Source organism: Glaciecola sp. SC05, from assembly GCF_041380235.1.
Lineage (GTDB): Bacteria > Pseudomonadota > Gammaproteobacteria > Enterobacterales > Alteromonadaceae > Glaciecola.
Genome location: NZ_JBGIYY010000013.1, coordinates 115,727 through 137,608 on the forward strand (window position 1 = coordinate 115,727; position 21,882 = coordinate 137,608).

Annotated in this window: 18 protein-coding genes and 1 other RNA gene; 7 read left to right on the forward strand and 12 right to left on the reverse strand. The window is 44.5% G+C overall.

Annotation, left to right across the window (positions count from 1 at the left end; genetic code table 11):
* Positions 1-5: 5 nt before the first annotated feature.
* The 3 genes from AB9H30_RS13040 to AB9H30_RS13050 are packed head-to-tail and all read right to left on the reverse strand — an operon-like array spanning position 6 to position 3,071.
* Positions 6-1,187, reverse strand: a complete 1,182-nt coding sequence (locus AB9H30_RS13040; RefSeq protein WP_371195129.1) for an FAD-dependent oxidoreductase — start codon at positions 1,185-1,187, stop codon at positions 6-8.
* A complete protein-coding gene (pepP, locus tag AB9H30_RS13045; RefSeq protein ID WP_371195130.1) occupies positions 1,171-2,505 on the reverse strand; it encodes a Xaa-Pro aminopeptidase in 1,335 nt (444 codons plus the stop codon). Before pepP ends, AB9H30_RS13040 begins: the two co-directional genes overlap by 17 nt.
* Complete coding sequence (locus AB9H30_RS13050; RefSeq protein ID WP_371195131.1) at positions 2,502-3,071, reverse strand: UPF0149 family protein; 570 nt, start codon at positions 3,069-3,071, stop codon at positions 2,502-2,504. The genes pepP and AB9H30_RS13050 overlap by 4 nt, the downstream gene beginning before the upstream one ends.
* A gap of 226 nt (positions 3,072-3,297) precedes the next feature.
* Between AB9H30_RS13050 and ssrS the strand changes: the two genes are divergently transcribed.
* The 6 genes from ssrS to serA all read left to right on the forward strand — a co-directional run bounded on the left by ssrS (position 3,298) and on the right by serA (position 8,236).
* Positions 3,298-3,481, forward strand: a non-coding RNA gene (ssrS, locus tag AB9H30_RS13055) — 6S RNA.
* Between the two features lie 138 nt (positions 3,482-3,619).
* Positions 3,620-4,516, forward strand: coding sequence for a ribokinase (locus tag AB9H30_RS13060; RefSeq protein ID WP_371195132.1), 897 nt, complete (start codon positions 3,620-3,622; stop codon positions 4,514-4,516).
* 17 nt (positions 4,517-4,533) lie between these two features.
* On the forward strand, positions 4,534-5,475 hold the full coding sequence (locus AB9H30_RS13065; protein ID WP_371195133.1) for a nucleoside hydrolase: 942 nt from the start codon (positions 4,534-4,536) through the stop codon (positions 5,473-5,475).
* Complete coding sequence (locus tag AB9H30_RS13070) at positions 5,465-6,082, forward strand: 5-formyltetrahydrofolate cyclo-ligase (RefSeq protein WP_371195134.1); 618 nt, start codon at positions 5,465-5,467, stop codon at positions 6,080-6,082. Before AB9H30_RS13065 ends, AB9H30_RS13070 begins: the two co-directional genes overlap by 11 nt.
* Positions 6,083-6,115: 33 nt before the next feature.
* Positions 6,116-6,772 (forward strand): ribose-5-phosphate isomerase RpiA, encoded by a 657-nt coding sequence (rpiA, locus tag AB9H30_RS13075; protein ID WP_371195160.1) that lies wholly within the window; start codon positions 6,116-6,118, stop codon positions 6,770-6,772.
* Between the two features lie 231 nt (positions 6,773-7,003).
* Positions 7,004-8,236 carry a phosphoglycerate dehydrogenase gene (gene serA / locus AB9H30_RS13080; protein WP_371195135.1) on the forward strand — a complete coding sequence of 411 codons (1,233 nt, stop codon included), beginning with the start codon at positions 7,004-7,006 and terminating at the stop codon, positions 8,234-8,236.
* 74 nt (positions 8,237-8,310) lie between these two features.
* Here serA and AB9H30_RS13085 read toward each other — a convergent pair whose 3' ends face one another.
* The 4 genes from AB9H30_RS13085 to AB9H30_RS13100 all read right to left on the reverse strand — a co-directional run bounded on the left by AB9H30_RS13085 (position 8,311) and on the right by AB9H30_RS13100 (position 11,291).
* Positions 8,311-9,060, reverse strand: coding sequence for a YdiY family protein (locus AB9H30_RS13085; RefSeq protein WP_371195136.1), 750 nt, complete (start codon positions 9,058-9,060; stop codon positions 8,311-8,313).
* A 106-nt stretch (positions 9,061-9,166) separates the two neighbouring features.
* Positions 9,167-10,000 (reverse strand): YdiY family protein, encoded by an 834-nt coding sequence (locus tag AB9H30_RS13090; protein ID WP_371195137.1) that lies wholly within the window; start codon positions 9,998-10,000, stop codon positions 9,167-9,169.
* A 76-nt stretch (positions 10,001-10,076) separates the two neighbouring features.
* Positions 10,077-10,898 carry an HDOD domain-containing protein gene (locus AB9H30_RS13095; RefSeq protein ID WP_371195138.1) on the reverse strand — a complete coding sequence of 274 codons (822 nt, stop codon included), beginning with the start codon at positions 10,896-10,898 and terminating at the stop codon, positions 10,077-10,079.
* A gap of 150 nt (positions 10,899-11,048) precedes the next feature.
* Entirely contained in the window at positions 11,049-11,291 is a 243-nt protein-coding gene (locus AB9H30_RS13100; protein WP_371195139.1) for a DUF1289 domain-containing protein, read from the reverse strand.
* 215 nt (positions 11,292-11,506) lie between these two features.
* On the opposite strand from AB9H30_RS13100, the gene AB9H30_RS13105 reads away from it, so the two are divergent.
* On the forward strand, positions 11,507-11,779 hold the full coding sequence (locus tag AB9H30_RS13105) for a hypothetical protein (protein ID WP_371195140.1): 273 nt from the start codon (positions 11,507-11,509) through the stop codon (positions 11,777-11,779).
* Between the two features lie 111 nt (positions 11,780-11,890).
* On the opposite strand, the gene AB9H30_RS13110 is transcribed toward AB9H30_RS13105, so the two are convergent.
* The 5 genes from AB9H30_RS13110 to AB9H30_RS13130 all read right to left on the reverse strand — a co-directional run bounded on the left by AB9H30_RS13110 (position 11,891) and on the right by AB9H30_RS13130 (position 21,878).
* Positions 11,891-14,458, reverse strand: a complete 2,568-nt coding sequence (locus tag AB9H30_RS13110; protein ID WP_371195141.1) for a putative bifunctional diguanylate cyclase/phosphodiesterase — start codon at positions 14,456-14,458, stop codon at positions 11,891-11,893.
* 237 nt (positions 14,459-14,695) lie between these two features.
* Positions 14,696-16,114, reverse strand: a complete 1,419-nt coding sequence (gene lpdA, locus AB9H30_RS13115; protein WP_371195142.1) for a dihydrolipoyl dehydrogenase — start codon at positions 16,112-16,114, stop codon at positions 14,696-14,698.
* A gap of 156 nt (positions 16,115-16,270) precedes the next feature.
* The gene (aceF, locus tag AB9H30_RS13120; RefSeq protein WP_371195143.1) at positions 16,271-18,274 is read right to left on the reverse strand and encodes a dihydrolipoyllysine-residue acetyltransferase; all 2,004 of its coding nucleotides are present in this window, start codon (positions 18,272-18,274) and stop codon (positions 16,271-16,273) included.
* Between the two features lie 11 nt (positions 18,275-18,285).
* A complete protein-coding gene (aceE, locus tag AB9H30_RS13125) occupies positions 18,286-20,958 on the reverse strand; it encodes a pyruvate dehydrogenase (acetyl-transferring), homodimeric type (protein WP_371195161.1) in 2,673 nt (890 codons plus the stop codon).
* Positions 20,959-21,131: 173 nt separating this feature from the next.
* A complete protein-coding gene (locus tag AB9H30_RS13130; RefSeq protein WP_371195144.1) occupies positions 21,132-21,878 on the reverse strand; it encodes an FCD domain-containing protein in 747 nt (248 codons plus the stop codon).
* Between the last annotated feature and the right edge of the window lie 4 nt (positions 21,879-21,882).

Here is a 21,882-nt window from a genome sequence, read left to right on the forward strand (position 1 = left end):
ATTAATTACCTTTGTCCCATTGCAAACTGGGTCAGTTTGTTTTTCAGAGGGCCAACAAAATTTAATGCTGAAAGCGCCTTATTGCGGCCAATGACAAATGGTAAGTAGTGATTAGAAAAACCGCGCACTAGCAAGTTAGTGGCCCCAACGACCGCTAATTTGTCTTTTTCACGGGCTTTACGATACTGTTGCGTAGTCGCAAAACTGCCCGCATCACTGGCATCTTTTAACGCAGTGACTAAATCGTTAACGTCTCGCACAGCTAAATTAAACCCCTGTCCGGCAATGGGATGTAAACTCTGCGCAGCATTGCCAATACAAATACAGCGATGCGAGACAAAGAACTCACTTTGCTTAAGCATCAGTGGATAGCTCTGGCGGGCAGTCGTTGTGGTTAATCGCCCGAGTCTGTTTCCAAACATGCCATTCAACCGGCGTAAAAACGCCTCATCAGATAACGACATGATTTCAGCAAGCTGTGAATTGCTGCACGTCCAAACTACCGACATTAATGTACCTGCATACTTCTTATCATCGGTAAACATCGGTAAAAATGCCAGTGGACCATGCTTCGTGAAGCGCTCATATGCACAATTTTCATGGGCAAGCTGCGTGCTCACATTACTAATTATTGCAGTTTGCTGGTAATCGTCTGTCAAACATTGAATGCCCGCTAATGCGCGAGTATTCGAATCAGCGCCTTCTGCAATGACCAGCAGCTTGCATTCAATTTCTCTGGCTTCAGTGCTCAGCACGATACAATCTGCATGATTGGTTACTGCGCTTATTGATTCTGGCGTAAAGTAATCGACGTCAGTGCTCTGCAAGGCTTCATATAGCGATAAGCCTAACTCTTCTAAACGCACAACTTTACCCAACATATCCACATTTGCGTCTGTAGCATCTAGGACAGTTTGGCCGCTGTGCTTGCGATCTGATACGTGAATGCGCTGAATGGGCGCACCGCTAATTGCGCCGTGATTAAATTTCCAAGAGCCTAAATGAGATAAGGAAGATTGGGCAAGTGCAATAACGCGTGCATCAAAACTCGGATGAGTGCCGCTAGCCGAAGGAGGATGACTTTCAACCACAGCGATTTTCAGCGACGATAGATTCGCCAATGCAAGGGCTGCTGCGCAGCCAACTACCCCACCCCCTGCAATTACCACATCATAATGTGTTGGCACTGCCCATTAACTCCTCAATATCACAGATGCTTTTGGGCACCGAGGCGGTCAATACCTCATGCCCTGTTGCATGAATAACAATGTCGTCTTCAATACGAATACCGATACCTCGGTACTGCTTAGGAGCTTTGCTTTGCTCACTGATATACAAGCCTGGCTCTACAGTAATAACCACACCGGCCTCCAAGGGAAGATCATTACCTTGATGCTTATATATACCCACATCGTGAACATCTAGACCTAAATAATGCCCTAAACCATGCATAAAATATGTGCGCCATGCTTCACTTTCTATCAAATCTTCAGGCTCACCCGACAAAATACCCAAATCAACTAAACCGTGGGTAATAACAGAAACGCAGGCCTTCATGCCATCAGCGATAGTATTGCCCGGCTTTAATTGTTCCAGCGCGGCCAATTGTGCATCTAACACCAGTTGATAAAGGGCTTTTTGCGGTGCTGAAAACTTCCCGTTAGCCGGAAAGGTGCGAGTGATATCAGCCGCATAACCTTGCAACTCGCAGCCTGCATCAATCAGAATCAAGTCGCCATCTTTGATTTGCTCACTGTTTTCGGTGTAGTGCAATATGCAGGCATTGTTACCGCTGCCTACGATTGTGCCATAAGCCGGATATCGCGCACCCCGCATAGCAAATTCGTGATGAATTTCTGCCTCTAGCTGGTATTCAAATGCACCAGGTTTTACAAAACGCATCGCTCGTTTATGGGCATCTGCTGAAATGATCCCCGCTTCTCGCATAAGGGCAATTTCTGCGTCTGATTTAATCCTACGCATCTGGTGCAGTATGGGGCCAACATCGATAATAGTATTAGGCGCCATCATCGACTGCTTTGGCGCAGCCTTACACTCAGCCAGTGCCGCTTGCACAAGCGCATCAGCAGCAGGATTGCGGTCTAAACTGAAATACAGATGCTCATGACCGTTGAGTAATTCGGGTAAAAGTTCTTCGATTGAATCAAGGCTATATGCCTCATCGAGACCCAATTCTTTAGGCGCAGACGCGGTGCCTAAACGCCTGCCATGCCAGACTTCAGCATGGGCATCTTTGGGCTGCACGAACATCAATACCGCCGAGTGTTGTATTTTGTTGCCCTCAAGCTGATTAGACATGACTAACACTGCATCTGGCTCGTTAAAACCGCTTAAATACCAAAAGTCGCTATCTTGACGAAAAGGATATTCGGTATCGTTACTGCGGGTTACTTGGCTGGCGGCTGGCACAATCACCAAACTTGATGGGCGGCACTGGGCCATGAGCTTGGCCCTACGCGCTTGAAAAGTACTGTTTGAAATCAATGGATCACCGAAGGATGCTGTCTGCTATCGAGCAGAGATTTGCCCAGTTCATTAAAACATAACATGGCGCTAATACGCACATATTCAACTACTTCAAACAAGGCTTGTTCGGATTCTTCGTCTTCAGTCATTTGCTCGTCCATGCGGGCAATGTGAGTAAAGTCCTCAAGCGCCTCTTTTACGTCTTCAGAGCATTTTGTTAAATCGGCTTGATGCAGGCCAAAACCTAAGAGAAAACCTTGTACCCACTGCATCAACGCTTGACCGCGCTCATTGATAGGCGCAGCATCATCAGGAAGACACATGGCTAGGGCGAAGTCTGGCTCAATAAACTGCTGGCAAATCTGGTTATAGACACCGACGATCATATTGTTTAACTCAGGAGCGAAAGGTTCGCCTTGATTAACGACATCAGCCAATGCTTCTAACCAGCTTTGGTCATCAACCGTCATGCCACCGGCCAACATACCGCAAATGATGCCGTGAATTTCAGCGCCATCAACAACGATTTTATGTTGATTGAGTAAATTAGAAAATTGTTCGTAACGGATTTGATCTTCAGACACGCGATATACTCTAGGCTTGAATGAGACAATCCTAGCAAAGTGCCTGATTAATTGAAACTAAAGCTCATTTTAGTGTGCACATTTTATAAAAGACCATTTGTAGCGTTTGAGCAGTTGTGCGTTTTTACAACAAACACCAATAGACCCAGCGACTTCACTTTCAAGTTAGTATGCTTTGCGTTAAACTCACCTGCTCTGCGGTAAATACTGCGCAGATGACAATCAATGCTTCCTGAAATGTTTGCTAGTATGCTGCTTGTTCCTGGCCGATGCTATAAACCCAGGGGGTTGCCTCTGTTGCTATTGTGCAAGCTCGGCTCGTATCGAGAAGCCTACGGTAACGATAATACCTCCACCGTGTCCTATTCGGCGCACGGACGACGAGCATACGGCGGCATTTTGGGAAGCGCCTTTTTGATTGGGTACAAAATCAGCGAAACATCAGCATTTGCTCAAGAAAACGCAGTAATTAAGTTGGGTGACGTTGGGTAAGCATAGAGCTTTTAAACGTATAACCCGTAAACCGACTACCTTTAAACGGATATCCAATGGCTGTTTTTAATTTTGGCTCTATTAATATTGACCACGTCTATGCCGTTGAACACTTTGTTGCACCAGGCGAAACCCTCTCATCTTCAAGCTATCGCGCCATACTCGGCGGCAAAGGCGCAAATCAATCTATCGCTTGCGCGAAAGCCGGTATAACAACCTTTCATGTAGGCAGCATTAACCAAAACGATGCGGCGATGCTGCGTCCAATGATAGATGCGAACGTGAATATGCAGTTTGTGTCTAAGCAAACAGAACTGGCTTCAGGACACGCAATCATTCAGGTCAATGCCCAAGGCGAAAATGCCATTATCTTATTTCCAGGCGCCAATCATTCGTTGACCGACAAGTGCATAAACGAAGTGCTATCGCAAGCCAATCCTGAAGATTGGGTATTGCTGCAAAATGAAACCAATCATGTCGATAAGGTGATTGACTTAGCTTATGCGGCCAAGGTAAAAATTGCCTTTAATCCGGCGCCAATGACCAACGCGGTAAACGACCTACCGCTTGATAAGATAAGTCTGCTGATTGTTAACGAAGTTGAAGCCATGCAGTTAACCGGTGCCAAAACCGTTGAACTCGCTAAACAAGCACTCCTAGAAATTTCAAATAATACCGATGTATTGCTCACTCTTGGCAAACAGGGTGTTATTTATTTACGCCAACAGCAAGAAGTTAGAGTATCTGCGTTTAATGTTAAAGCGATTGACACCACCGCCGCCGGCGATACTTTCATTGGATATTTTTTGGCGCACTTTGCCAAACACACAAACATTGAACACGCTCTCAGATTAGCCTGCGCGGCGTCTGCGATTGGCGTGACTCGAGAAGGCGCTGCGCCTTCAATTCCTTCACTTGATGAAGTTGAGCAGTTTTTGCAAAACCACTCATAAACAGATAAGACCTAAGCATGACACAAAAAATTATATTAGATACCGATCCTGGCATAGACGATACCATGGCAATCTTTTTTGCCTTTCAGTCCCCTGAGTTTGAGGTGCTGGGTTTAACCACCGTGTTTGGTAACGTACCGGTAACCATGGCCGCGCAGAACGCATTGAGCTTAGTGGAGCTTGCAGAGCTTGATATACCAGTTTGCAAAGGTGTAGCAATGCCCCATGTGGGTCCAGAGTCGACCTATGCACACTTTGTGCATGGAGATGATGGCTTTGGCAATATTAACCACCCTGCTCCTACCGGTAAGCTAGACGGCCGCAGCTCAGCGCAATTTATCATTGAAATGGCGCATAAATATCCGGGTGAAGTCACCATCGTCGCAGTCGGTCCATTAGGAAATTTAGCCCTGGCGCTTAAACTTGACCCAGAACTTCCGAAATTGATAAAAGAAGTCAATATCATGGGCGGTTCGGCATTTGCTCCGGGTAACGTGACGCCGGTTGCCGAAGCTAACATTTGGAACGATGCTTACGCTGCAGAAATCGTATTTGCCGCCAGTTGGAAGATCAACATGTTTGGCTTAGACGTGACTTATGACCTGCCCTTCGCGCCAGACTTTACCACCCAACTCGCCAAACAAAACCCGAAACTCGGTGGTTTTGTGCAAAAAGCAGCAGAGTTTTATAGCGACTTTTACTCACAAGGCAAAGACGAGCGTGTTTGCTTCTTTCATGATGCTTTTCCATTAGCATACATGGTCGACAGCAGTCTGTTCACCATGACATCAGGCCACCTGCGGGTTGGTACCGATCCGTTACATAGAGGTCAAACAAGCTTTGCGCCGGTCGGCTCAACTACCAGTGAGCTATGGCTAAACATGCCTTTGATCAACGTGGCCACCGCCGTTGATCATCCCAGACTGACGCAGTTATTCATTGACGTATATGGCAATTGAACAACAAGAGCCTAGCACGGTTGCTTTGCGCAATACCTTAAGGCAAACCTTCAGAGAGCGACGTCGCTCGCTCTCTCGCTCTGAACAAAAATTTGCCGCGCAAAACTTAGTTTTACAAATCGAACAACTAACATGCTTTGCCGATGCTAAAAAAGTTGGTCTGTATATGACAAACGATGGCGAGCTTGACACAAAAGTATTAATTGCTCATTTATGGCAAAAAGGCGTTCAGGTTTTCCTTCCAGTATTACATCCCTTTTCTGATGGTCATTTACTATTTTTAGAATATACGCAATCTACGCCCATGCGAGCTAATCATTTTGGTATTTTAGAGCCAAGGCTCGATTGCAGCAAAATTTGCCCGATTACTTCACTAGACATATTATTCACACCTGTAGTCGCCTTTGATGATGTCGGCAATCGTTTAGGAATGGGCGGTGGTTTTTACGATCGCACGCTTGTGAATATTATTAACAAGTCGGTCTGTTCAACAACCGTGATTGGGCTAGCACATGATATCCAAAAAACTTTAAGTTTGCCCACTCAAGCTTGGGATATCCCGCTACCCTATATTCTGACCCCTACGCAACTTTACACATGCACTTAACCAAAGGACCAACTCGTGAGCAAGCCATCCGCAATCAGTCAAGATGATAAAAAGCGCGCCGCTGCAATAGCCGCAATAAAGTATGTTAAACCCGGTACCATCGTTGGTGTTGGCACAGGTTCCACGGTCAACTACTTTATTGATGCCTTAGCCCAGATTAAAGAGGACATTCAAGGCGCAGTATCAAGTTCTGAAGCCTCTACTAAACGCTTGAAACAACATGGTATAGAAGTGTTTGACCTAAACTCAGTCGGCAGCTTTGACATTTATGTAGATGGCGCAGATGAAATCACCGAACATAAACATATGATCAAAGGCGGTGGGGCCGCCTTAACTCGTGAAAAAATTGTGGCGGCTGTGGCAAAGACTTTCATTTGTATCATTGATGATACCAAGTTGGTTCCTATGCTGGGCAATTTCCCACTGCCAGTTGAGGTGATCCCCCTTGCCCGCTCTTATGTTGCTCGTCAAATTGTTAAACTTGGCGGCGACCCTGTATATCGTCAGGGCGTAATCACCGACAACGGCAATGTGATTTTAGATGTCCATAACCTCGAAATGTTAAACCCGGTAGCCTTAGAGCGTTCTCTTAACCAAATCGTGGGCGTCGTAACCAATGGCATATTTGCAGATCGCTGTGCAGACATAGTGATTATCGGTAACGATACTGGCGTAGAAATTAAGAATTAGCATACGCTAGTAGCACTATGTTTAGTTTTAATCAGTACCAAAGCTTGTTACACCCTAGCAGCCACGAATGCTAGCTTAATTATAAGCTAGCATAAATTTGTACTTTGACTATGTATCGAAGTTTGATATCTTTCGCCACGCCCTAACGGACGTCTAGAAGTCTTTTAAGATATATATCAGTCACCCGAAGTTTCACAAGCACCTTTGGTGCAACAAACCAAGAGCATAAATATGAGCAAGAAGTCGTTAGCCAAGGATAAAATCAAAATACTGTTGTTAGAAGGTCTTCACAGCAGTGCCTTAGAGACTTTCGAAAGTGCAGGCTACACTAATATTGAATCGCTAAAGACCTCTCTCTCTGAAGATGAGTTAATCGAAAAGATAAAGGACGCCCACTTTGTTGGCATTCGCTCCCGCACTCAACTCACTGAGAACGTGGTTGCGCATGCACACAAGCTTGTTGCAGTAGGATGTTTTTGTATTGGAACCAATCAGGTAGACCTGCAGGCGCATTTGATCAGAGGCATACCAGTGTTTAACGCGCCATTTTCAAACACGCGTTCGGTTGCTGAACTAGTGCTCGGGCAAATTATTATTTTACTACGAGACATACCCAGTAAAAACGCAAAAGCACATCGCGGAGAGTGGGAAAAAAGCGCTGTAGATTCATATGAAGCCAGAGGAAAAACTCTAGGTATTATCGGCTATGGGCATATTGGCACGCAGCTCAGTATTCTTGCCGAGCATTTAGGTATGCGGGTGCAATTTTACGATATTGAAGATAAGTTAGTGCTAGGCAATTCAATGCAGGTTAAGTCGCTCAAAAAATTACTCAACACCTCTGATATAGTCAGCTTACATGTTCCCGAAACCACCCATACTCAAAATATGATTGGTAAAAAAGAGCTCGCTGAGATGAAAGCAGGGGCAATATTGATCAACGCTGCGCGAGGCACAGTGATTGATATTGATGCGCTATGTGACGCACTCGACAGCGGTAAGTTAAATGGTGCAGCGATTGACGTGTTTCCGATTGAGCCAAGCTCAAACAGCGAAAAATTCGAATCTCCGCTTCGTAAATACGATAACGTCATTTTGACCCCTCATGTTGGCGGAAGCACACAAGAAGCGCAGCAAAATATTGGTATCGAAGTGGCTGGCAAATTAATTAAGTATTCAGACAATGGCTCGACGCTGTCGGCTGTGAACTTCCCCGAAGTCTCATTACCTGCGCATATCGACCGCTCTCGTCTATTGCACATTCACACAAACCGTCCAGGCGTGCTCACGCAAATTAACCAAGCCTTTGCCAACAAGGGCATTAACATTGCGGCGCAATACCTGCAGACTAATCAAGAAATTGGGTATGTGGTCGTTGACGTCGAAGCAGAAAATGCCGATGAAGCCTTTGAGCACCTAGCGCAGATTGAAGGAACCATTAAAACTCGCATGCTGCATTGGTAAATTAAACTTCATCGATACAAACAAAAACGGCGCTTTACTGAATGTAAGCGCCGTTTTTTTATGAGCGAATCTACTTAAAAGAAGCTATAAACCAGGGTAGCTGCGGTTTCTGTGTCAAGCTTTTCAAGGCCGTCTGCAACATCCGAGTTATGGTCAAACTTAATCGAAACTTTCAATGATAAGCCGCCAGCAATTTGTGCCGTTAGCGCACTTTCAATACGTGTTTTTACATTGTCAGCGCCATATTCTGTTGAAAATGTTTGCGTAAAACGTGAAGTATCCGAAATGTTCCAATTGTAGTTAAATGCGCCACGAACAATTGCACCGTTTACACTTTCACCGGTTTGATCTTCGGCAAAAGAGTAACCAGGACCGATACTGTAATCAAAAGATGATTTATCGTCTTCCCAAACCATCTGGTTCCAACCGGCTGCAACCGTGCCTTGATACTTAAAGTTACTAAAACGATTGTCTTCATACGATGCGAAAGCAAACAATCTGTGTGCCGGGTTCTCTAGCTTGTAGTTTCCCTGGGCAGATGCAAAGAATTTTTGCTCTGTGGTTCTATCTACATCCTCACCAGCGGCGTCTTGAACGGTATCGCTTTTGTACAAGCCTTCGATAAGATAGACGTTGCTCCATCCTTCTAACTCTTGCGTAGCGTTCAAGCCAGCAGAGATAGAGGTGGTTTCAGTGTTACCTGAGGTCACGATAAATCCAAACTCACCGTCCATAGTAAAGGATTTTTTCTCTTCGTCTTGAGCAAGGGCAGCAGAAGAAGCCAAGCCAAGTAAAACGGCAAGGGAGAGATATTTAATATTCATAGGGCATCCATTTATTTTTTATATGATTGTATTAAGCGACTACCGGTAAAACCGACTGCCTAAATTCTAGGGCGCGTATAGTATACAAAATAAACAAGTAAACCAATTAAAAAAACTGATAGACCATAGAAATACTGGTCTGTGTTGTAAAATTGTCTACATTTCGCGACACATTTTCATCCAAGTTGACCTCAAAGCTAACTTTCATCGCAAGACGCTCAATTATTTTTGCACTAACTGAGGTTTGCGATCTCGCTCTTCGGTTAACTTTCCCCATTTCTGCGCTAATCGATTGTCTAAATCTAGCGTCATTTTCAAAACGATATGCATAATTGGCAGTTGCTCTAACAATCATTTCTTCAATCAGCAGACCTGTATCTTGTTGCTCCGATCTGGCCCAGCCTGGTCCAAAACTATAGCGAAATTCAGTGTGCTCTTCTTTCCAAGCTAAATGACTCCACCCAATGACCGAAGTAAATTGATTGCGAAGCTGCAAAAACTCGTTGTCGTCAAATTCTGTGTAAGTAAAAAAACGATAGTCAGGATTCAGCAGCTTATAGTCAAATTGTGCGGATAATTGCAAGCGGCTGTTCTCATTTTTTTGCTTATCAATTTCGGTATTGCGCTGCAGGGCCTGCATGAAATATGTATTACTCCAGCTTTCGAGCTCATGTTCAGCATCTAAGGCTAGCTTAACCATCGTTGTATTGGTGTTACCAGTGGTAATTAATACGCCAACTTCGCCATCCAGCTCAAAAGTAGGGAGCTCTTCTGCCTCTTCTTCTTCAAAAGTGGGGTGAGTGTTCAGCAGTCTAATTAGATTGCGTTTTGCGCTTGGACTCTTGAAAAAATCAGAGGCTTTTGGCTCTAACTCTAAAGACATCTCAGCAAAAGAAGATACGGTGAAAATTAGCAATAAAATGGATAGTAGTATTTTCATTAGTCGCGCGAACGTTATAGTTAAATATAAGCCCGCGCAAAGTATTCAGCACTCGCCGAATATGAAATACCGTCTATTATTTTAGATTGGACGCAATTTTATGCGACTCGGATAGCGCGAACTCGTAGATCATATCATAATTATCATCGCTTAATCCAATGTCCTGCAGAGCGCTTTGATTCACAGCAGAGTGCTTTGATAGCTCGGCTGCGCCTTTTAAGAACAGCATGCATTGAGCTACGTACAATACGTTCGCATCAAATCCTTGCGTCACAATATCATTTAAGTTTAGCTGCATCAGCGGCGTACTTAGCGTGTCGGGCAACTGCCACGATTCTAAAATCAATCCACTGCACTGGGCAAACGTAAATCCAAATACATCTTTTTGGGCCTGCAGGGGAAGCGTAGATTGGGAGACCTGCTGATACATCGAATATTTATCAGGTAGGCGCGTTGCGCAGACTAATTCGCTAAGGTTTTGCAATATGCCTAACACAAAAAAACGTTCGCTGCCTCTGATCTGCTTCTGTTGCGCAATTGACTTAGCCAGCATGCCATTGAGAATTGACTTCTGCCAAAAAGCATCAAATTGAATTTGGCTTGATTCAAAGGACTTAAACGCAAGGTTAGCCGTTTCTGCCATAGAGATATTATAAGCGGCCTCACCGCCAATAATATTGAGTGCTTTGGGCACTGAAGATATCTGAGATGGAAAGCGAAACAGGGCGCTGTTGGCTAACTTTAATACCTTAGCGCACAAAGACGGGTCTAAGGACATTACCTTGGCCATATCATTCATGTCGCTAGTGGGGTCGTCAAGAATACTGCGCAATCGCACACAAGTGTTAGGTAAGGTAAATGACTTGGAAGCGAATTTTACAATAGGGGCGATAGACATCAGGGCTGCTCAGTTTGCTAGTTTATGCAGCGCATGATAGCGCACCCACACCCGCTGTGGTGTTGTCAATTTGATACCTTACTAAGCTTAATAATACCCTATCCAACTTGTTGGAGATGCATTTATGACTCTATGGGGCAACGGCTTTAATTAAAAAAGACTGCCTTGATTGAAGTGGGTATCGCTATTTCGTGCTTTATTTTGTTTGGCCATATAGGCGCGTTTCCTACGATTGCAGGCTTGCACAATAATGCGTTTGGTAGGGTCGTCTATTGAGTGCCAGTGAGTGCGCTCTTCTCGACTTCTAAAACATCCCACGCAATAACCGCGCGCGCCTGATTCGCATATACCGATGCAAGGACTAGGGATATCAAAAAATTCAAGTTGACGCATATGCACAAATATTCAGCAAACGGCTCATGATTATAGTCGCTGACAGCCTAAATACTATCCTGCGTTTTTGTACAGGGCTTTTAATAGCGGGTTGTTTACTTTTTTCTAGTGCCTGCTTCTGTTCGCTAAACCCAACTCATGTTCAGTTGTGTGTGTGCATCATTGGCATATATTGATTGGGCCAAATAAGCAGGGACTAATTGTCAGGAGGACACATGCAAACCACAGACTATTTTGCGAAAAAACTGAATCAGCCAGAATATCAGCATATTCAAGCACAATGGATCATCAGCACTTACACATCACCAGAGTTTAAGTTCAAGCAAAGTGATGGACGTTTTGGCCTGTACAGAAAAATCACAGAAATGAACAATCAATACCTAAAACTGGTATTGCTAAAAGACGGCAAGACCGTAAGAGATGTGTATTTTGATAAAAAATTTAATCCTAGAGCCGCCGCGAGACTCAGTAAAATGGCGCCGTATTAACAAACTCACAAACTATCTACCGCGGTGGATGCAATGACAAGGTGCACATTGTTTTTTATTGAATACAATATGGAAGGAATGTGGGAAAAGCGTGTTCGCTTATCAGGAGCATTATCCTCTGATGTGCGACACTGGCTTGCTGGAGGTGGCGGTCTTTTTTAAAGCCCAGGCACTTAGCTCATTTGCGCGTATTGGCTTTGAGAAATAATACCCTTGAAATACATCGCAACCAATTTCTTTTAAAGCCTGAACTTGCTCTTTTGTTTCTACACCTTCTGCAACTACTTTGAGATTCATATGATGGCTAATAGAAACAATGGCTTTGGCGAGCTCTAGCGTGTTCTTTTTGTGTAGGTTTTTCACAAATGATCGGTCTATCTTAATGACGTCAAGTGGGAGTTCGTTCAAATATTGAAGCGAGGAGTAGCCCGTACCGAAATCATCTAAAGCAATACTCACCCCGATCTCTTGAAGTTGCTTAAGCTTGTCTACACAATCCTCAAGATTGGTTAACAGCAATGTCTCTGTAATTTCGACCTCTAGCATACTAGGGCACACCTCGTAGTGCTTCATAGTATCAATTAACAAAGGTAAGAAATGTTCTTGAGCGAGTTGATACGGGCTTACGTTGATTGCCACTCGTGCCGGCATTACCAAGCCAATTTCACGCCATTTATTAATTTGCTGGCAGACTTGATGAAGCATCCAGTTGCCGAGTTCGTCCACCAATGCAGACTCTTCTGCCAACTGGATAAATTCATCGGGGGAGACCATGCCAAGCTCTGGGTTATTCCATCTCACCAAAGCCTCACAGCCAAGTAAATTTCCAGCATGATCCATTTTCGGTTGATAAACCGCATATAGCTCGCGGTCTGACTTCAATGCAGGCTCTAGCATTTTAATTAGTATTTCTTTGCGGTCAATGGCCTCAAGTGAGCTGGCATCAAAAAACGTCAGAGCTTGCCCATGAGTCAATTTGGCATTTGCTAATGCGATTTCAGCGCAGCGAATAACCTCTACTTTACTTTTAGTTTGCTCCGGAAATACTACCCCACCGCCATTACAGGTAAGACGAATGACAAAGGACCCTGCGTGAATGGGCTTTTTAACAATGCTGCAGATAGCTTCCCAGTGCAGTCTCATCAGGGCTTTCGGATCGTGCTCCATATCTTTTATCAGGCATACAAATTCATCGCCCCCCGTTCGGGCAATAAATATTTGTTCACTGCAGTAGGCTTTTAGACGCTCACCTAATGTTTGTATGGCAATTTCTGAATACTTAAAACCAAAGTTACGATTCACTTCTGTAAATCGATTGAGGTCAAACATGATCAAGCCTGACTGAGTGTTATTTACGGTATTTCGGCTGTAACAAAATTCAATTAACTCATACAAACTGCTCATGTTAGGTAGCTTAGTTTGATAATCAAAATAGGCCATTTCGTTGAGTTTTTTGTCTGCTCTGTCTCGCTGCAGCTCAGCGCCTGCTCTAGATGCAAAGATATTGAGCGTTTGACTCAGGCTATCGTTTTCTTCGATTGTATTTTTAAATAGCAGAATGATGCTGCCTTCAAGCTGCCCGTCATTATTCAGCATCGGAATACTGAAGCAACTTTTCGCTTCTACTCGCGCGAATATGGGAATATCTTGGTAAAATCGAGTGAGATCCTTAATAACTCTTCCCTGCTCTATTTTAGTAATAAGTTCATTGCTAATTTTGGTAATTGGAAATGAGAAATTAGAAATACCTTTGCGCTTGTACACCACTGCTTTTGTATGAACTTGATGTTTATTACTATGCGGCTCAACAGCGCAAATACAGCAAAGCTGTGCATTAGTAAGCCGCCTCAACTCATGCATCATATTCATATAAAAGTGGTTATCTTTATTATTTGAAGTACCCTTTGCTAAACCTAGCAACACCGACTCTAACCTTTCCCGAATACCCACCTGAATTTTCAAAGAGTTTGTTTTACGATTGAGAGCCGAAGCAATGTATAAACAGGCCAAAAAGTTTAAGACGGTGAACGGTAAACCATCAAAATAAATCGAATTTAGTGTCCCTCTTTCGATTTGAACGCCGTTTAAACCTGTGAGTGCCTGTAAAAATAAAGCTGCGAATAAAAGACTAAATAGTAAAAACTGATGGTCTTTAAACGCCTTATAAACAATCGCAGCAAGCCCGCAGACAACAAGCATGCAAAAAATGTAAAACGCAATCATGTACGTGCTTTGCGCACCATCTAAACGCGCGACTGTCTCGTTATTAAATACTTGGTACTGGACGAGCTCTAGTGCGCCAGAAAAGCGAAGAGACGAATCTGACGCTATGTTAATCACCAAAAACAACACGCATAACGCAACAAAGGCATTAAAATAAGGTAGCGCAATCTTATATTTCGTCCATCTTAAAAATAGCGAAGCATATGCCGGTAAACATAAAATCAGAATCGAAGTTTGTACTTTTAGCAGCAGTAAAGCGCCTTGTATATCAGTGCTGCTATGGTATTGCCAGGTAATGAATTGATACAGACTAGCGCTGAAGCATCCTAGCAATAGCATACTGAACTGCGCACGATACTTTCGAATACGAGACACAAACAAAAACGCCGCACACAGCAAATTAATGCCGATGGTACCAGCAAAATAAAGTGCAACGAATTGAGTGTTTTCGAGCATACCTATTGAGTTACCCTTGAATACCTGTCACTTTTTAAAAGAAATCAAAAAGATTTTGGTATGAAAATTATAATGACTTATGGAGGTATCGGGTAATTTTCAATTTTATTGAGCGGTAAATCTTGTTTACTCACGGGGGATATAAGCGTGCATAAAAAAAGGACTAAGTGTTATAAATGTGGAACCATTTATCACTTAGTCCTTTAAGGTCTATATAGGCCTTTTAAAAACCCTTAGCTATTTTTTCTTAGCTTTTGGGTTAGGCATGTCAGTAATACTTCCTTCGAAAATCTCAGCGGCAAGACCGATAGATTCATTCAAAGTTGGGTGAGCATGAATCGTTAACGCGATATCTTCAGCGTCAGCGCCCATCTCAATTGCCAAACCAATTTCACCTAACATTTCACCTGAGTTTGTACCAACGATAGCACCACCAATGATACGACCGCTGTCTTTGTCAAATATAAGCTTAGTCAACCCGTCGGTAGCCTGTGATGCAATGGCGCGACCAGATGCAGCCCACGGGAACGAAGCCGCTTCGTAATTAACGCCCTGCTCTTTCGCTTCTTTTTCAGTTAAGCCAACCCAAGACACTTCTGGCTCAGTGTAAGCCACTGAAGGAATGCATTTAGGATCGAAATAATGCTTCTTACCAGAGATAACTTCAGCTGCAACATGGCCCTCGTGTACCGCTTTGTGTGCCAGCATAGGCTGACCCACTAAGTCACCAATTGCGAAGATGTTTTGTACATTGGTACGCATCTGCTTATCAACATTGATAAAGCCGCGCTCGTCAACTTTAACACCTGCTTTTTCGGCTGCGACTAACGAGCCGTTTGGCTTACGACCTACCGCGACCAATACGCGGTCGTAGCGGACGGCGTCTTTTGGCGCATTTTTACCTTCAAACGTCACATACAAACCGTCTTTTTTAGCTTCAACACCGGTCACTTTAGTTTCAAGCATGACGTGGAATTTATCTTTGATGGTTTTCATATAGACTTTAACGATGTCTTTATCCGCCGCGGGAATAAGCTGGTCTAAGAACTCAACCACATCAATTTTAGAACCAAGCGCCTGATATACCGTACCCATTTCTAAACCAATGATGCCGCCACCAAGTACCAACATTTTTTCTGGGATATCACGCATTTCAAGAGCGCCAGTTGAATCAATTACTCGCTCATCGTCTGGGATGAAAGGCAATGATACAGGCTCAGAGCCTGCAGCAATAATTGCATTGTCGAAGGTAATGGTGGTTTTGCCGTCAGGACCATCAACTTCTAAGGTATTTGCGCCGGTAAATTTACCGTAACCTTGTACATGCTTTACTTTACGCATTTTTGACATGCCGCTTAAGCCTTTTGTTAATTGGCTTACGACAGAGTCTTTCCATGCGCGAATTTTATCAAGGTCAAAGGTAGGCTCGCCAAAAGAAACACCGTTGCTTGATAGATGTTTTGCTTCTTGAATCACTTTAGCGACGTGTAATAGTGCTTTTGATGGGATACAGCCCACGTTCAAACAAACACCACCAAGGGTTTCTCTTGCATCCACAATTATGGTGTCGATGCCTAAATCAGCAGCTCTAAAAGCGGCTGAATATCCGCCAGGACCTGCACCAAGTACCACTAATTGCGTTTTTATTTCGCTCATTATGACCTCAAATTACTGTTATAAGTTAACCGCTTATGCGATGGCGCCAATTGTACGGCAAAGCGGTCTTAAGATTGAACCCCTAATACAAGGAATTCACCCTGTTTTTATCTATTTTTCGCGTATTTTACTCAATACTATGAATACTCACTGCATTTATAACAAAATACGACGAATATCTGCCAAACATTCACTCAGATGCACGGCAAAGCGCGCGGCTAGAGCACCATCTATTACTCGATGGTCGTATGACAGCGACAATGGCAAGATTAAGCGTGGTTGAAACGCTTTACCATCCCACTTTGGTTTAATCTCACTTTTTGATACACCTAATATGGCGACGTCAGGTGCATTTACAATGGGCGTAAATGCCGTGCCGCCAATTCCACCTAAGCTTGATATGGTGAAGCAGCTGCCCTGCATATCGGCAGATTTTAATTTTCCATCACGGGCTTTGATACTGATTTCCATCAGCTCACGAGAAATTTCCATGACGCCTTTTTTATCAACATCTCTGACAACCGGCACTACCAAACCATTGGGTGTATCTACTGCGATACCCACATGATAGTACTTCTTGAATATCAGTGACTCGCCGTCAGCCGACAACGAAGTATTAAAGGTTGGATACTGTTTAAGCGCATCCGCAACTGCTTTCATCATAAACACCAGCGGCGTAATTTTTACGCCAAGCTTGCGTTTTTCAGCAATCATATTTTGCTGCTTTCTGAAGTCTTCGAGATCGGTAATATCGGCATCTTCAAACTGCGTAACATGCGGGATAGTGACCCAATTGCGATGCAGGTTTGGACCCGATAGTTTTTGAATACGGGTAAGCGGTTTTTCTTCAATTTCACCGAACTTGCTGAAATCGACTTTTGGTTGTGCAATGACCTGCAGGCCGCCTTCACCTTTACCTGCAGTAGCACCAGCAGTGACTTTAGGGCGTGAAAGCTCATATTTAACGTAAGACTGAACGTCTTCTTTTAAGACGCGATTTTTACGACCAGAGCCCTGTACTTGGCTTAAATCAACGCCAAACTCACGTGCCAATCGACGCACTGAAGGAGACGCATGCACGATCCCCGTTTTTGCTTTCTCACCGGCAGATGGATGATGCGGTACTGGCGGTGCTTTTGCAGGCGCTGCGGCTTGAGCCACTGGTGCTTCTTGTTTAGCTTGAGCTGGAGCAGCAGGCGCGGCACTTGCAGTCGCGGTCGATGAACCGGCAACTTCTAGGAGCAATACCAATGATCCCATTGATACTTTATCACCCACTTTCAGCTTGAGTTCTTTAATGACACCGGCTTCTGGTGCGGGCACATCCATGGTTGCCTTGTCGGTTTCAAGGGTAATCAAGCCGTCTTCTGCTTGAACTTTATCACCCACACTTACCAATATTTCAATTACATCAACGTCGGTAGCATCACCAATATCTGGTACGCTTACTTCAATTGTTTTGCTTTCACCGCTAGGCGCCGGTGCTGAAGCTTCAGGCGCAGGAGCTGGCGCAGCAGATTCCGCGGGGGCTGCCGCACTGGCAGGAGCAGCTTCACTGGCGCCCGCTGAACTACCAATCTCTAGCGTTAACACTAAGCTGCCTTCAGAGACTTTGTCGCCTGTTTTCACTTTTAACGACACAATTTTACCCGCTTTTGGAGCAGGCACATCCATGGTTGCTTTGTCGGTTTCAAGCGTAATCAAGCCATCTTCTTCAGCTACTGTATCGCCCTCGCTGACTAACACCTCGATGATTTCAACGTCTGCAGCGTCACCAATATCGGGTACGGTGACTTCGATGATTTCAGTGCCACCGCTTGTAGCAGATGCTGCGGGGGCTTGTTGCACTGGCGCTGACTCTTGTGCTTTTGGTGCAGGCGCAGGAGCAGACTCTGCTTCAGCACTTTGAGACGCCGCGGCGCCGGCTTGTTCAGCCCTACCTAGCACATCACCTTGCTTAATTTTGTCGCCTACTTTTACTGATATTTCTTTGATCGTACCGTCAAAGGGTATTGGGATATCCATACTGGCTTTGTCACTTTCAACGGTGACAAAGGCGTCTTCAGCAGAAACGGATTGTCCCACTTCAACGCAGATCTCAATTATTTCAACGTCATCTTCACCAACGTCAGGTACTACCACATCAACTAAATTTGCCATGATCCGCCTCCTTACGCGTAAAGTGGATTGATTTTATCAGAGTCAATCTCTAAGTCTTTATGGGCTGCCATTAAGTCTTTTTCAGAGAAATCCCCTTGCTTGAATAGTTCGTATAGCGATGCATAGACAATATGATTGGCATCCACTTCGAAATGACGCCTTAGATTGGCGCGTGAATCTGACCGTCCAAAGCCATCGGTACCCAACACGCGATATGCGCCAGGAACCGCGTTACGCACTTGATCAGCATAGGCTTTAATATAGTCAGTAGCAGCAATGGTCGGCCCATCGAAGCCTTCGTTTAGCACTTCAGTAACATAAGGCACTAAAGCTTTCGACTTAGGATTACGCATGTTAGTGCGATCACAATCTATGGCGTTTCGGCCAAGTTCGTTAAACGAGGTTACGCTGTAAACTTCAGACGCTACACCGTATTTATCGTGCAACATAGTAGCCGCTTCGCGCACTTGCACCAGTATGGTACCGCAACCTAGCAGCTTCACTTTTTTCTTCGATTTTGCAGTGCCAATCTTATCGAGCAAGTACATGCCTTTTAAGATGCCTTCTTCGCTGCCTTTCGGCATTTCAGGCTGAATGTAATTTTCGTTCATCACGGTTAGGTAGAAGAACACATTTTCTTGGTCTTCTAACATGCGGCGAATACCGTCTTGCACTATTACTGCGACTTCATAGCCATAGGTAGGGTCATAGCTCACGCAATTCGGTATCAAACCAGCTTGAATGTGGCTGTGGCCGTCTTGATGCTGCAGACCTTCACCGTTAAGCGTAGTGCGTCCTGCAGTGCCACCTACTAAGAAACCTCGGCACTGTGAATCACCTGCAGCCCATGCCATATCACCCACACGTTGAAAGCCAAACATGGAGTAATAAATATAAACAGGCAACATCGGTAAGTTATTCAGTGAGTATGAGGTACCCGCAGCAACAAATGACGACATTGCGCCTAGCTCGTTAATGCCCTCTTGTAATACCTGACCTTTTTTATCTTCACGATAATAAGCGACTTGGTCTTTATCTTGAGGGATATATTTTTGACCTGAGTTCGAATAGATACCCACTTGACGAAACAAGCCTTCCATACCAAAGGTACGAGCTTCATCGGGAATAATGGGTACAACGCGGCTGCCCATTTGCTTATCTTTTAGCATGACGGTCAACACGCGCACAAATGCCATTGTTGTCGAGATTTCTCTATCGCCTGAGCCTTTAGTAACTGCTTCAAAAGCTTTCAACGGCGGTGCCGGAAGCTCTTCAGTAGACTTAGCTCTGCGCACAGGCATATAACCATTAAGTGCTTCTCGCTTCTGGCGAAGATACTTCATTTCTTCGCTGTCTTCTTCAAACTTGTAGTAACTTAGGTCGTTACATTGTGCATCTGAAAGCGGAATATTAAAGCGGTCGCGATATTGTAATATCGAATCGGCGGCCATCTTTTTGACATTATGGGCAATGTTTTTTCCCTCACCAGCAGAGCCTAAACCATAGCCTTTTACGGTTTTAGCTAAGATGACCTGTGGACGACCTTTTGTCTCAGTTGCGCGCTTGTATGCAGCATATACTTTTACCGGATCGTGACCACCGCGGTTTAATCGCCAGATATCATCGTCAGACATGTTTGCAACCATATCTTTAAGCTCAGGGTATTTACCAAAGAAATTTTCGCGGGTGTAATTTCCGCCCTTGGCTTTATAGTTCTGGTATTCGCCGTCTACGGTTTCATTCATGACGTCAAGCAGCTTACCTGAGGTGTCTCTGGCTAAAAGTGAGTCCCAGTAGCGGCCCCAGATGACTTTGATAACTTCCCAGCCAGCGCCCCGGAACACGCCTTCTAGTTCTTGGATGATTTTGCCGTTACCGCGCACAGGACCATCGAGTCTTTGTAAGTTACAGTTAACAACAAAGGTTAAGTTATCAAGGTTCTCGCGCGTAGCCAAACCAATTGCGCCCAAGCTTTCTGGCTCATCTACTTCACCGTCACCCATAAAGCACCATACGCGCTGATTTGAGCAGTCTTTTAAGCCGCGATTGGTTAAGTACTTTAAGAAGCGCGCAAGATAGATAGCCTGCATCGGACCGAGGCCCATCGAAACGGTTGGGAACTGCCAAAAGTCAGGCATTAACTTAGGGTGAGGATAAGAAGACAAACCGTTGCCATCTACTTCTTGGCGAAACATGTCTAATTGGCCTTCGCTTAAGCGGCCTTCAATAAAGGAGCGGGCGTATATACCCGGAGATGCGTGGCCTTGAACAAACAGAAAATCTCCGCCGTTATCGTCGGTTGGCGCACGGAAGAAGTGGTTAAAACCGACATCATATAACATTGCCGAAGAGGCAAAGCTTGATATATGACCACCTAATTCCAAATCTTTTTTCGAGCCGCGTAATACCATCATGATGGCATTCCATCGAATAGCGTTGCGTATTTTGGTCTCTATGGTCTGATCGCCTGGCATAGTCGGTTCTTGACCAGCCGGAATGGTATTGATGTACGCAGTAGTCGCATCGTAAGGCAAATGCGCGCCATTGCGCCTTGCTTTTTCGATCATCGACTCAAGCAAATAATGTGCGCGGTCAACTCCCTCTTCTTCAAGTACTGCTTCTAACGCATCTAACCATTCTTGCGTTTCTTGCGGATCCACGTCATTGGTGTTGTGGTCAGCCATATTGTCAGCCATAAAAATTCCTATTCTCTTGTTCAAAAAAGCAAGATAAGAGTGCTTACCTTACTCGTATAAAGTTAACCTAACACAAGCATTGCTTGTTGGTAATGATCTAGACCGGATAACAAGATACTAAGTCCTTAGCTATTAGTCGTAGATCACCGCCTCTTGTGCTCTCAATCTGTATTTATTCTTCTTAAACTTCTTTGCACATTTGCGTCACGCTGATTGATATCTAACAATGTTTGCTCCACAAAACCTAAGTGCTTATGGCTTGCGCTACGAGCCAGAACTGGATCACCTGACACAATCGCGTCGACAATGTCTCGGCGCTGCTGATTAATGATTTCTTCTACATCTGCCCCACTGCGCAGCATTGCTAAATTACGCTGTATGTTGTCAATGAGCATGGGTTGCATGGCTCGCATCACGTGCAGTAGCACCATATTATGAGACGCTTTTGCCATAGTAAGGTAAAAGTCGCTCAATGCCTTAGCCTCACTCTCACTATCGGTTTTCACATTGGAAACTTGCAGTGTCAGCAATGCCGCTTTTAACTCATCAAATTCAGAAGGTTGCCCACGCAGCGCAGCATAAAACGCAGCCATTCCCTCTAGAGCATGTCTAAATTCAAGTAAGTCAAATTGGGTTTCTGGGCGAGTAGCGACGAGATCCATAAGAGGGTCGGTTAAGGCAGCATTTAAGCTTTTGGTGACAAAGGTTCCCCCACCTTGTTTGCGCTCTATTAAGCCCTTAGCAGTAAGATTTTGAATAGCTTCACGCAGTGAGGGGCGAGAAACCTGAAATTTTTCAGCGAGCATTCGCTCCGGAAGAAGTTTCTCACCGGCAATCAATGTGCCGTCTAAGATCATTGACTCCAAGCGTTCGGTAATTACGTCAGATATTTTTGCCTGCTTAATCATGCTT

Excerpts from the sequence above, each read along its gene's own strand:
- aceF (WP_371195143.1), bottom strand. The coding sequence starts at position 18,274 with ATGGCAAATTTAGTTGATGTGGTAGTACCTGACGTTGGTGAAGATGAC.
- AB9H30_RS13130 (WP_371195144.1), bottom strand. The coding sequence starts at position 21,878 with ATGATTAAGCAGGCAAAAATATCTGACGTAATTACCGAACGCTTGGAG.
- AB9H30_RS13060 (WP_371195132.1), top strand. The coding sequence starts at position 3,620 with ATGGCTGTTTTTAATTTTGGCTCTATTAATATTGACCACGTCTATGCC.
- AB9H30_RS13065 (WP_371195133.1), top strand. The coding sequence starts at position 4,534 with ATGACACAAAAAATTATATTAGATACCGATCCTGGCATAGACGATACC.
- AB9H30_RS13100 (WP_371195139.1), bottom strand. The coding sequence starts at position 11,291 with ATGCGTCAACTTGAATTTTTTGATATCCCTAGTCCTTGCATCGGTATA.
- AB9H30_RS13095 (WP_371195138.1), bottom strand. The coding sequence starts at position 10,898 with ATGTCTATCGCCCCTATTGTAAAATTCGCTTCCAAGTCATTTACCTTA.
- aceE (WP_371195161.1), bottom strand. The coding sequence starts at position 20,958 with ATGGCTGACCACAACACCAATGACGTGGATCCGCAAGAAACGCAAGAA.
- AB9H30_RS13105 (WP_371195140.1), top strand. The coding sequence starts at position 11,507 with ATGCAAACCACAGACTATTTTGCGAAAAAACTGAATCAGCCAGAATAT.
- AB9H30_RS13085 (WP_371195136.1), bottom strand. The coding sequence starts at position 9,060 with ATGAATATTAAATATCTCTCCCTTGCCGTTTTACTTGGCTTGGCTTCT.
- lpdA (WP_371195142.1), bottom strand. The coding sequence starts at position 16,114 with ATGAGCGAAATAAAAACGCAATTAGTGGTACTTGGTGCAGGTCCTGGC.
- AB9H30_RS13090 (WP_371195137.1), bottom strand. The coding sequence starts at position 10,000 with ATGAAAATACTACTATCCATTTTATTGCTAATTTTCACCGTATCTTCT.
- AB9H30_RS13110 (WP_371195141.1), bottom strand. The coding sequence starts at position 14,458 with ATGCTCGAAAACACTCAATTCGTTGCACTTTATTTTGCTGGTACCATC.
- AB9H30_RS13070 (WP_371195134.1), top strand. The coding sequence starts at position 5,465 with ATGGCAATTGAACAACAAGAGCCTAGCACGGTTGCTTTGCGCAATACC.
- serA (WP_371195135.1), top strand. The coding sequence starts at position 7,004 with ATGAGCAAGAAGTCGTTAGCCAAGGATAAAATCAAAATACTGTTGTTA.